At 57.1% G+C, this 10,463-nt stretch carries 12 protein-coding genes; 7 read left to right on the forward strand and 5 right to left on the reverse strand.

Annotation, left to right across the window (positions count from 1 at the left end):
• Nucleotides 1-138: 138 nt before the first annotated feature.
• The gene (locus E9229_RS18040) at nt 139-906 is read left to right on the forward strand and encodes an ATP-binding protein (protein WP_183510934.1); all 768 of its coding nucleotides are present in this window, start codon (nt 139-141) and stop codon (nt 904-906) included.
• A 661-nt stretch (nt 907-1,567) separates the two neighbouring features.
• Here the strand turns inward: E9229_RS18040 and E9229_RS18045 are convergent.
• Nucleotides 1,568-2,104, reverse strand: a complete 537-nt coding sequence (locus E9229_RS18045; protein ID WP_183513156.1) for a hypothetical protein — start codon at nt 2,102-2,104, stop codon at nt 1,568-1,570.
• 44 nt (nt 2,105-2,148) lie between these two features.
• Between E9229_RS18045 and E9229_RS19920 the strand changes: the two genes are divergently transcribed.
• Together E9229_RS19920 and E9229_RS18055 are read left to right on the forward strand one after the other, a co-directional pair.
• Nucleotides 2,149-2,811, forward strand: a complete 663-nt coding sequence (locus E9229_RS19920; protein ID WP_183513157.1) for a recombinase family protein — start codon at nt 2,149-2,151, stop codon at nt 2,809-2,811.
• A gap of 83 nt (nt 2,812-2,894) precedes the next feature.
• Nucleotides 2,895-3,131, forward strand: a complete 237-nt coding sequence (locus E9229_RS18055) for a hypothetical protein (RefSeq protein WP_183513158.1) — start codon at nt 2,895-2,897, stop codon at nt 3,129-3,131.
• Between the two features lie 80 nt (nt 3,132-3,211).
• On the opposite strand, the gene E9229_RS18060 is transcribed toward E9229_RS18055, so the two are convergent.
• Nucleotides 3,212-3,577: a hypothetical protein gene (locus tag E9229_RS18060; RefSeq protein ID WP_183513159.1), complete on the reverse strand. Its 366-nt coding sequence runs from the start codon at nt 3,575-3,577 to the stop codon at nt 3,212-3,214.
• 842 nt (nt 3,578-4,419) lie between these two features.
• Here E9229_RS18060 and E9229_RS18065 point away from each other — a divergent pair.
• The gene (locus E9229_RS18065) at nt 4,420-4,824 is read left to right on the forward strand and encodes a hypothetical protein (RefSeq protein WP_183513160.1); all 405 of its coding nucleotides are present in this window, start codon (nt 4,420-4,422) and stop codon (nt 4,822-4,824) included.
• A 171-nt stretch (nt 4,825-4,995) separates the two neighbouring features.
• Here the strand turns inward: E9229_RS18065 and E9229_RS18070 are convergent, their stop codons facing one another.
• On the reverse strand, nt 4,996-5,196 hold the full coding sequence (locus E9229_RS18070; protein WP_183513162.1) for a hypothetical protein: 201 nt from the start codon (nt 5,194-5,196) through the stop codon (nt 4,996-4,998).
• Nucleotides 5,197-5,718: 522 nt separating this feature from the next.
• Between E9229_RS18070 and mobC the strand changes: the two genes are divergently transcribed.
• Together mobC and E9229_RS18080 are read left to right on the forward strand one after the other, a co-directional pair.
• Nucleotides 5,719-6,189, forward strand: coding sequence for a plasmid mobilization relaxosome protein MobC (gene mobC / locus E9229_RS18075; protein ID WP_183513163.1), 471 nt, complete (start codon nt 5,719-5,721; stop codon nt 6,187-6,189).
• The gene (locus E9229_RS18080) at nt 6,186-6,932 is read left to right on the forward strand and encodes a relaxase/mobilization nuclease domain-containing protein (protein WP_183513164.1); all 747 of its coding nucleotides are present in this window, start codon (nt 6,186-6,188) and stop codon (nt 6,930-6,932) included. The genes mobC and E9229_RS18080 overlap by 4 nt, the downstream gene beginning before the upstream one ends.
• 589 nt (nt 6,933-7,521) lie before the next feature.
• On the opposite strand, the gene E9229_RS18085 is transcribed toward E9229_RS18080, so the two are convergent.
• Both E9229_RS18085 and E9229_RS18090 read right to left on the reverse strand, forming a co-directional pair.
• Nucleotides 7,522-8,286, reverse strand: a complete 765-nt coding sequence (locus E9229_RS18085) for an HNH endonuclease (RefSeq protein WP_183513166.1) — start codon at nt 8,284-8,286, stop codon at nt 7,522-7,524.
• A gap of 135 nt (nt 8,287-8,421) precedes the next feature.
• Entirely contained in the window at nt 8,422-8,694 is a 273-nt protein-coding gene (locus E9229_RS18090) for a hypothetical protein (protein ID WP_183513167.1), read from the reverse strand.
• Between the two features lie 309 nt (nt 8,695-9,003).
• On the opposite strand from E9229_RS18090, the gene istA reads away from it, so the two are divergent.
• A partial coding sequence (gene istA / locus E9229_RS18095) for an IS21 family transposase (protein ID WP_183513168.1) occupies nt 9,004-10,463 on the forward strand: 1,460 nt, incomplete at its 3' end.

The following is a 10,463-nucleotide window of genomic DNA, read 5'->3' on the forward strand; positions in this document are numbered from 1 at the left end:
CGACAGTCAGCAGGCTGCGGCCCCCTCCCCGGTGCCCTCGGACATGAAGAAGAAGACAGCACCTCCGAGCCCGGAGGATGAACCGCTCCAGGTGTTTGTTCGAGGTGCCGATTACTACGGTGAAGGGCGGTGAGGGCCATGTTCAGCAGCGTGGACCACGACAAGTTCCGAGCGTTGCGCATGACCCAGGTGGCGCTGGCGTTTGAGGAACTGATCAGCGATGAGGGCAATGAGCAGCGCACCCCGGAGGACCTCTTCCTCAGTGCGGTGGATGATGCGTTGGAGCTGCGGCGCTCGAACCGGATCGATAAGCTCATCCGCCAGGCGGGGTTTCCTTTTCCACATGCTTCGATAGCCGAGATCGATTATTTGCCCGAACGCAAGCTCACGCAGGTGCGGATGCAACGATATGCGACCCATGATTGGCGGGCTGATCCGACGAATCTGCTGCTGATTTCCCCGACTGGTGGCGGCAAGACCTATATTGCCTGCGCGATCGGAATCGCTGCCTGCCATACGGAACACAGCGTGCATTACGCCCGGATGGATGACCTGGCCCGGGAGCTGATTGTTGCCCGTGGAGACGTGATTGCCCACCAGAATCTCTTGAACAGGCTCAGCGATGTTGAGGTGCTGATCATCGATGACTTCCTCACGGTAGGCATCAACGAGGTCATAGCCAATGACCTGTTCACCGTGTTGGTGAATCGGGATCAGCGGTTGCCGACGGTGATCGCCAGTCAGTCAGGTCCGAAGTATTGGGTGGAGACCCTGCCGGAGAAGGTAGCTGCCGATTCGATCGTGAACCGGCTCTCCAGTCGAGCCCGCCAGATTACCTTGGGCGATCTGGATATGCGCCGGTTACGTGCCGATCAGGAAAGGGCAGTTGCCGATTATTGGGAATAGCGGCGGCGCGATCCGGTAAGCCACTACCGGAGTTGGGGCTCTGGGTGCCGGTCGGGAATCGGAGGTGACGGTTCCTGGCCGGTACCCGGTCGCTGAAACAAACGGTACCGGGTGCCCGGACTGACCGTACCATCACGCCGAATTTGCCAGCACATTCGAGAGCTTCCATAACGACAGCTATGAGTCGCTCTCGATTGTCTTGTCGGACTCTACTTTCCATTGTGTATTTATGAGTGAGCCAAGCACCTAAGACAACACCGGCGACTGCAAAGAAGGCCGAGAAGAAGTTTGAATCCATCACCTGGAGTACAAATTCTTGTAGTGGGAGGACTTTTTCGTTTGATACCGGGGAAGAAATCTGGGGAACTGGTGCTGATGGTTCTGAAGTCAGCTCGACGAAGGGAAAAGAAGGTTCTACTGAGGGAACAGGGATCAGGAGCATATCGGGGTGGATTCCATCTTTCATTTAGGTTTTAGCCGCGTTTCCAGCGTTTCCAGAACGGCGATCGCTAAGGCACACAGACGGGGCCGTGTAGCAGGCCCCGCGAATCTTCCTAGCCGGCAGTATCTGGATCCCCGTCACTGCGCACGAGGTGGGATGACGGGGCACAGCCGATAGCGCACTCCAGCATCCGTAGTGCGCGACTCATCAACCATTGATCTATAGCTTTCCGAAATCCTTGCAAACAGCAGTATCCGGATGAATCATACAAGCTACTTCAATGTCTGTTACTGAAGGAATAGACCCTTCAACCATGCCCATGACGCCCGGGTATTTAGCTACCGCGCTCAACCATTCGTTCGTCTCCTGGCACGCTTCTAGCGTTCGCCGGATCAGCATCTCTGCTGCTTCGGAATTCACTTCGTTTGCCGCCCGCTTGGATGCATTCAGGCATTCGTTCGAAACCTCAACTCGTTTGCCCCCGGTGACGCCGATCCAATCGCTGTTTGGATCAGTTTTAGATCGTTCAGTATCGCTTCGTTTAGATGACGAGGAGTAGCAGCCGATACTGCGCATTTCTCCTTGCGCAGCCTCGGAGTTAGGGATTGCTTTCAAGAGCGGGAACAACTCGGGGCATTCTTTTCCCGCGTTGATCGCGGTGCGCAGCTCCGCTAGCTGGTCCGTAGGCGTGGCAGAGCACGAGGAAAGGCTAAGGGCAGCGGCAAGGGCCACGATCACGGCGTAGGTTCTCTTCATGGCCACAATTTATACCAAACGTCCCTTTGGTATAAATTCGGAACGTGAACCCGATCAGGACAGCCATCGTCTACGCCCGCGTCTCCACCGAGGAACAGGCCAGCAAGGGGGCCAGCCTGGACGCCCAGATCCAGGTATTGAGCCAGGTCGCGCAATTTCGGGGCTGGAACGCGGTGGTCATGCAGGAACAGGCCTCCGGCAAATCCATGTCCCGCAAGGCGCGTCCGGTATTGAATGAGGCGCTGGACATGCTCACCGCTGGCGCGGCCCACTACCTGCTTGCCGTGCGGATCGACCGCATCAGTCGCAGCGTCGAAGACTTCGCCGGGCTCATGGGTAGGTCGCGGCGAGAAGGGTGGGCGATGGTGCTCAGCGAGATGGAGCTGGACACCACCACCTCACAGGGTGAGTTCATGGCCAACGTCCAGGTATCGGTCGCACAGTACGAGCGCCGCCTCATTGGTGACCGGACCCGCGAGGGGCTGGCGCAGCGGAAGCGCGAGGGCGTGAAGCTGGGCCGACACACGGAGCTGCCCGTTGGGGTGGTGAAGCGGATCAAGACCGAACGCCGCCACGGTGCCACGTACACCGCCATTGCCAAGGGGCTTACCGAGGACGGAACTCCGACGGCTCAAGGTGGCGCGCGGTGGTATCCGGCAACGGTGAAGAAGATCCTGGAGTCCGAAGTCTGGGCCCGCATTTCCTAGCTGGCCAGAGAACGTGTCTGGTGGCCAGGTCTACCTGTCGGGGAGCAATGACAAGCTGAATCAAACCAACGAGGGGGCATCACATGACAACGAGAGCATCGGAAATCTACGACCAACTGAAGACGCTTCGGTTCCAGCTGGAGCAACTCGGCAATGAGGGCCGCGTCGTCATGGCCAGGGATGGCATGAATGCGGATCACCCAGACTCGGCGGCTGCGGTGACCAAAGCCTTGGCTGGGCTTGACCAGGCGATTGACGCAACCTGTTGGATGGAAACGCTGGCCACGGTCAATGGGACTTATCCCGAGCTGAAGGACTAGAACCGAAATAATATGCCCCGAGTCAACAACACGAGTCGGGAGCATAGTCATGCTTGGGCGTATCGCCCAACGGTCTAGGATCAGTGGCGGCGACCAAATGTTAACAATCGGCGAACATTTCCTAGAGGGGTTTGCTTAGGGTTGTTCACGGGCTCATCTTGAGCACGCGCACTGGGTTGCTCTGTGAGCGTGCTCAGACCTTGCTCAGTGGATTGCTCAGGCTTGGTTCCCTCGATCATTCGCAGAGCGGTTCTCAGGCTGTCAGCGTGTGCCTGGGCAGATTCCGCAAGTCTTGCCAATCCGGCACTGCGCTCACGTTCGAGGGCCAGTTGGTGCTCAAGTTCCATGATGCGTTTGTCAGGGTTGCTCATGGGTTGTTCAAGTGATTGCTCAGTGGGTTGTTCAGTGAGCGCGTTCACCGGGATCTCTGGGGTGCTCTTGAGCATGCTCACTCCTGCGGCGAGGAGATCCGCGATGGGGAACCGCCAAGCACCCGAGGTGTCCTTGTAGGCGTTGGGGAATCGCCCGTTCTCCAGGTACCGGCGAAGGGTCGACCTGCTGGCGTTGGTGCGTTCGACCGCTTCCGAGAGTCGCCATGCGGGGCGTTGTCCATCCATGGTTCCAAGGTACGTGGGACATATCGCGACCTATGACCAAGTCAGAGTGACACGCCGGTTAAAGGCCGATAGCCGGGACCCTGGCAGGTACCCGACTATCGTGAAGTTTGCTACATAACTCAATATGAGTGTATCTCGACTCCTGGCAGAGTGCGAGCTACCCGCCCACGGCATGTCGAAGCCGAGTCAGGGTGAATGACCACCGGCTTGTCCCCGGGTGTAGTGAGAACAAAGGATTTCCCGAGAGGGATTGAACGCGTATCAAGGCAGACTCGGAGCGCTAGAAAATCCAACGGGGTAAGAGCGTTAGCGGCTCCCCCGGTTCACCCCTCACATCCCAGTCCTGGCGCAGGCGAGTAATTCCCGTAGCGCGTTCTAGGAAACCTCGACCGGCTCCGTCCGAATCAAATTTTCCCGATCCCCCTAGTGAATCCTTTCCGCGCCATCAGTGTGCCCTCGATTCACTAGGGGGGTCCATCGTTTCCTGACCCCACCATCCGAATGCCAGGGTTGGTGCGTTGCGTCAAGAGCTTTACCGAAGTGCTTGGGGTCAGGAAACAGCAGTTGAGACAGTCTGAGCGAAGCGAAGTCCGTTAGTGGTTCCGGTACCACTAACTAACTAAAGCCAAGACAAAACCGCTCTTACTTCCTACGTTGGCGAGTACAGCCAGGTGAAAACCCACAAAGGTAAGAACCGTGTTCTGGTGATTGGTAAGTCCTCCCCTTTAAAACCCAAATCGAAGTTGAGCAGCTCAGGATGCTCCACCATGTGGACATGGATTGTCAGCATTGAAACCAGCTCCGGAGAAAACCTCTGGAGCGAAGAAAATCGAGAGCTGGGATTCACGATTTTTGATCTATGGCAAAGCGATGAAGCCCTGCACCTGTTTAACGGCGGAAATATCGCATACGACGATCGATTAACAGGCAAAGTCCGACCAGTCCTAAAACGCATGGAAGAAGAACGAGACAGGCATTCCCATGACGCTATGAAGGGAATGTTCGGAACCATCGAGGAACGTCTCTCCTTGCTAGATCCCGAGGAAGAATTAGCCATCACTCTCATGGACTACTAAGTAGACCTGACTGAGCAAGCTAAACCTATAGCTTGCTCAGTCCCCGGTTCCTGGTGGCGTTGTACTTGGGTGTGAGGGATGAATTGAAAACATCCACGGACTTCTCGACGATTCGCCCTCTTTCCAGACTGGGCGGTGCAGCTGCTTTTTACTCGGGTCATCTGGCTGTGGTCATGAAAGCCCAGAACTACCGTCAAAAAAAACCTGAACCAATTCCCGGATCTCCGACTTAACCACCTCCTGAATGGCTTTGTAAGCGATTACGCGCGCCGCAAACAGCAGTTTGAATCCGTATCGAACCCAGCGTCCCTGTGGAACGCTCTGCGGGGGCTGATGCGATTCGTGGTTGTTCTCGTGCTGTTCCTGACTCATTGAGCCGTCCTCCTCATTCCAAGGAGCCTTTGTGGCCCCTTCATTTGTTATGTGTGCGGCAAGACTCGGTTCTGTACACAGCAATAGGTGGGAGGAGGGGGCCAGAAGGTTTTTGAAGATCATCCGGCTATAAAACAGGCTTGCTACGCGTTCCATTGATTTCGGTCTGTCGATTTTTCTGCGGTGAAAAATCCTGCAGCCTCGTGGGTGGCGCAGGGGGGGGCACGCTTCGCAAGTGCCCCCCCTGGATCAACCTCCGCTTCGCTGCGGTTGATGGGCCGGCCCCGCTCCCTCCGCGTGTTCACTTGGGGTCGTCGGTCCCGTGTCCGGCCCCCTGTCCCACAGCGCGTTGGTTCTCCTGCGTCGGACACTATGGGACAGATGCAAGGTATGATTAGCCGGAACGAAAAATGTCGTACCGCTCGTGCCTCGCTGACAGTTTTCGTTCCGGCTCATCGCCCCTTGCTCCTGCGGAGGGCTGGTTCTCGACCGCTGGGCGGTCTTCGGAAAAGGATGGTTCGCATGGCGTTGTTTTCCCGGCAGAAACCGGCACCTGTTGCTCCGGTGAATCCGTGGGTTCTGGCCGGGGCAGCTGCCAAAGCTCAACGAGAGACCGAGGCCTCGCTAGCCGCAGGGTCTCCGGTGTTTGAGCCGCGCAAGGGTGGCCGGCCGACGGTGGAGCATCCGCGCACGCGTCGGGTGTCGATGTCATTGACCGAGGAGGAACACGAGTCCTGGACCGTGGCCGCTGCGGGGCGGAGCCTGTCGGCATGGGCACGCGAACAAGTGGCCGCGCAGCTCGAGCAGGGACAACCCCAAAACAACGGTTCCGAGGTCGCGCGGCTGCGTGCGGATCTGGGACGGGTGGGATCGAACCTGAACCAGTTGGTGCGCGCGGTGAACTCCGGCCACACACCGGGCAGTGCCGAGTTGTTGGAAGCGGTGCAGGCGGCCCGCGAGGAACTGGCCCGGGTGCGCGGTGAGTTGCCGTGATCGCGAAAATCACCCGTGGAAACAATCCCGGGGATATCGGTGCCTACCTGCACGGACCAGGCAAAGCCAACGAACACGTCTACGAGGTCGGCGGGGTCAAACAATCCGGCGGCATCGTGATCGCCTCGAATGTTGGCATGGAAGGGCACCTTGACCCGAGCAAGTGGGCGGGGGAGCTGCGCAAGGCGATACACACGCGTCCGGAGATCAAGAACCCCGTCTGGCACGCGTCCCTGCGCAACACCGCCCAGGACCGCACGCTATCCGATGCAACATGGGCGGACATGGGTCAATCGTTCGCCGAAGACATGGGCTTCGCGGATCATCCGTGGGTGATGGTGCGCCACGGGCACGACCACGTGCACCTGGTCGTTTCCCGTGTCAGTGACGTAGGAGACGTCTGGCATGGACGGAACGATCGACGAGCGGCGCAAAGCGCCTGCACGAAGCTAGAACTAGAACATGGTTTGCAGCAGGCTCCACGGCGGCGCGAGGGACCGAAAATAGCGGTGAGCGCCGAGCGTGAAGAGGCTAGGGGTAAGGCGACAGCTCTAGGTCCGCGTCTGGCTGTAAAAAAGGTCGAACAGCGTCAGCTGGAAGAACATCAGGCACGGCTTCGAAGGGTGCGCGAACATGATTCGTTGCATCCACCTACGCACCGCAGACCACCTCAGGGGATCGTGCCTGTGGCCCGCCCATACACACCTCCGCAGCCTGGACGCGATACCGGATACGAACGATAAAGAGCGTTGTTCGCGTTTCAGTGAGAATGCTCTTTATTCGCTAGACTGAGGGCTTATTCGAAGAAATTGTGCGATGTGAGCCCTGAACACAATTCCGGAGGATAGGCCGCTGAACCGACTTGGTTTGTTAAAGCGAAAAGGACCCGTTAGAGCGGGTCCGATTCGTGCGGTCAACAACTAGGTCGACGCGGTCCTGGAGTGCAATTCCAGGTGTTAAGACAACACTGACACTACCCGTTTGGCTCACCCTGTGCAAATAGATTTTTATGTTTTCTATGGGGGCGGAAGGCAGGACTGGCGCGGCCCTACCTCATAGGAGGGGCTAAATGGAAAATACTTCCAAACGTCAAAAAAATTCCGAGAAAAAGAAGTTCGGTACTGCTGAGTACCTAGGACTAGGTAGCCTTTTGGCCAACCTAGGACGCTTCATCTGGGAAATTTTCTCCAAGGGCTAATCCCGGGAGACCTGCCGTGTAACAACGGTATTGTGGTGGGGCTGGCGCAAGCTGGCTCCACCACTTGGTGTTTAAGTATTGAATGGCATCTCATGAAGGATAGGAATCAGGACAGATTTGCCCGGTATTAGTTTCTACCCGAAAGCTAAACCAACTCCACAGCGGCTCATAACGTTCCCCTGCATCTGCATACCTCCAAGATCGCTCTTCTTGGAACTGAATCGGATATCCGTTCCGCCTACGGCCAGATTCACTTCAGCGGTCACCAGCGGGAACGTTATTTGATCCCCTAGAACCAATATTCTGGGATGAATCTCCCTAAGTTTTTCGGCTGACTCCCATTTTTTGAATCGGATCCCGACCTCGTCACCATTGGTATATTTCACCTGAAGGAAACTCCCATTGGGTGGGCTATCGACTTCAATCGGTTCACCTAAGATCTCCCAATCATTGGCTATCAGATTCGTGCGTGGCTGCCCTGAGGTACTAAGCATTCTTATGCTGAGTAGTAGATATCCGCGCTCATCTCGTTCGAACCAGATGATCGGTTGGTCGCGAAAAACAACCATTTTCGGGGTTTCGTGATAGTAATTTCCGCCAACTATCGCGACGACTTCACGCCGCATCCATTCAAAACGTCCACTAACTTCTGCGGTGTGGGGATTCTGTTTCAGTTCCCTACATTGCTCTACTGTCCAAGCGTCCGCTTTTGCGTGATGCGTGCTGCAGAGTGCGATCATGCCGTCTGGGCGGTGATGCTTCTCGACGTGCCACTCGGGGTCAAAATGGTGATACTCCAGATACGGGATACCGCATCCTTCCACCGGGCATCCAAATCCGACTTCGCGCCTCAGCGCCCGACGGACAGCAGTCGGTGGTTTCCTGTTTAGATCGGGCATCTGTATCTCATCTGTTGCAATTGATAATTAGCCCGAGACTACCTTTAGCTTTTTGCACATCTTCCAATTTCACGTACACAAAGGGAACCCATGGTGGGCACAACGCGGTGAAACCAAGTGGTGACTTGAGATCTTTTAATCCTGATGCTTGTTTTTGGTTTCTGGATTTGTCTTGAATTTAACCTCTGCAAGTTCCCTAGCTCGTTGCAGCGCCGCGCTGAAGAGGCGTTCCATATCTTCATGAGCTTCATGGGCTAAGTTCCCCCGATGGATTCCCTCATCGGCTAGAGCCGCAAAGAGTTCTGTTACTCGATTTGGAATAGCTTGGAAACTCTCGGCGAGATCGACAGGTGCAAATACTGAGAGATTAACGTTTAGCTTCCTCAATTGATTGCTGTTTTCCAACATACGTTCTATGGCGGCCCCGGCCTCGGCATCGTAAGCACGAGCTTGAGCTTTGGGAAGCTTCTTCCAAGGACCAGTGGGATCATCGCTGTCACGGTATCTGCCGCCGCCGTAGGGAGCATTGGACGCGTAATCTCTGAAGTTTGAGAGGAGCTCTTCTGCACATGGCGAGCACGGCCTGATGGTACGGTCAGTCCGGGCACCCGGTACCGTTCATTTCGGCTAGGTGGTACCGCTCCGGAATGAAACATGGTCCGCTGAAGAAGCCGACGGCACATCGGGTGCTGCCGGCTTCGACGGAGAGGTCCTTTCATGGCTGATTACGGCGCGATCATGGCGTTGGTGCTCGAACACAGAAGTTACAGTGAAATTGTCGAGACGGTGGGATGTTCACGCCGGGAGATTTCCCTGGTGAAGAAGACCGTCCACGCCCACTCGATCACCGCAGCCCAGGCTGCGGGAATGAACCGGGAGCAGCTGGAGCGGCTGTTTCCCGATGGCAGGAAGAACGTCTCGGCCGGGTTCGCTCAACCAGATTTCCCCGGGATCGTCAGATCGATGAAATCCAACCGGCACTACACGTTGCAGCAGGCCTGGCACCGCTACCTCCAGCTCATCGGTGTTCCGGGGAAGAAATACGGATACACGCAGTTCTGCCAATTGTTCAACGACTACGCGGCAACCCACGAGGTGGTCGCGACGCTGCACCACGAACCGGGACGGGCGATGCTGGTGGACTGGGCCGGAGACACCTTGGCGCTGCAGGATGCGCTGACCGGGCAAGTCACCAAAGCGTACCTATTCGTGGCGGTGCTGCCGTATTCGGGCATGGTGTTCTGCCGTGGGTTCACCGATATGAAGCAGCCAGCGTGGAACAGTGCGCACGTAAAGGCGTTCGAGGCCTTTGGCGGGTCCAGCCAAATCGTGGTGCCTGATAACGCTGCCACGGCAACGAACCGACACAGCCAGGGCGATGGCACCAGAATCGTCAACGCCAGTTACCGGCGACTGGCGGACCACTATGGCACCGCGGTCGTCCCGGCCAGATCGAATCACCCTAGAGATAAGGCTGCAGCGGAATCGGCGGTCAACGTGGTCAACAAGCGGGTCATCGGCTACCTGGCCGAAGAACTCTGGTTGACCCTGGACGAGCTGAATGCCGCCATCGAGGAACGGGTGGTGGAGATCAACGAGAAGATCCGGCGGGTGGATGGATCGACCCGTTACGAACGGTTCACCCAGGAGGAAGCTGACTTGCTCCAGCCGTTGCCGGCGGAACAGTTCGACTCGGTGGAATGGAAGCAGCTGAAGGTCGGACGCAACTACCACGTGAGCGCCGATTACCAGCATTATTCGGCACCCTACACCTTGGCCGGTCGGATCCTGAAGGTCCGGCTCACCAGCCTGAAGGTCACCATCTTCGATGGGGAATCGGTGCTTTGCGAGCATCCGCGCAAGCACGGACGCAAAGGCCAGTATTCGACCCTGCCCGAGCATGTTCCGGCGCAGCACCGTGACGTGGCGGGGTTATGGTCCAGAAACTGGTTCCTAGAGAGGGCACGTGGTTTCGGGCCGGCAACGGTGGAGGTGATTGAGATGCTTCTTGATCGTGCCGCCATCGAGGCCCAGGCATATCTGGATTGCCAGAACATCCTGATGGGTTTGGGCAAGCGGAACCGAACCCGGTTGGAGGCAGCCTGCCAGCAGGTGGTGAATCAGCACGGCTATCCCACCTACACCACGCTCAAGCGGGTGATGGCCGGGCTCAATAG

This window comes from Paeniglutamicibacter cryotolerans (assembly GCF_014190875.1).
In the GTDB taxonomy this organism is placed as follows: domain Bacteria; phylum Actinomycetota; class Actinomycetes; order Actinomycetales; family Micrococcaceae; genus Paeniglutamicibacter; species Paeniglutamicibacter cryotolerans.

Bases quoted from the DNA above. Each gene is read 5' to 3' on its own strand.
- E9229_RS18060 (WP_183513159.1), bottom strand. From the start codon at position 3,577: ATGCTCAAGAGCACCCCAGAGATCCCGGTGAACGCGCTCACTGAACAA.
- mobC (WP_183513163.1), top strand. From the start codon at position 5,719: ATGGCGTTGTTTTCCCGGCAGAAACCGGCACCTGTTGCTCCGGTGAAT.
- E9229_RS18040 (WP_183510934.1), top strand. From the start codon at position 139: ATGTTCAGCAGCGTGGACCACGACAAGTTCCGAGCGTTGCGCATGACC.
- E9229_RS18070 (WP_183513162.1), bottom strand. From the start codon at position 5,196: ATGAGTCAGGAACAGCACGAGAACAACCACGAATCGCATCAGCCCCCG.
- E9229_RS18085 (WP_183513166.1), bottom strand. From the start codon at position 8,286: ATGCCCGATCTAAACAGGAAACCACCGACTGCTGTCCGTCGGGCGCTG.
- E9229_RS18055 (WP_183513158.1), top strand. From the start codon at position 2,895: ATGACAACGAGAGCATCGGAAATCTACGACCAACTGAAGACGCTTCGG.
- E9229_RS18045 (WP_183513156.1), bottom strand. From the start codon at position 2,104: ATGAAGAGAACCTACGCCGTGATCGTGGCCCTTGCCGCTGCCCTTAGC.
- E9229_RS18090 (WP_183513167.1), bottom strand. From the start codon at position 8,694: ATGTTGGAAAACAGCAATCAATTGAGGAAGCTAAACGTTAATCTCTCA.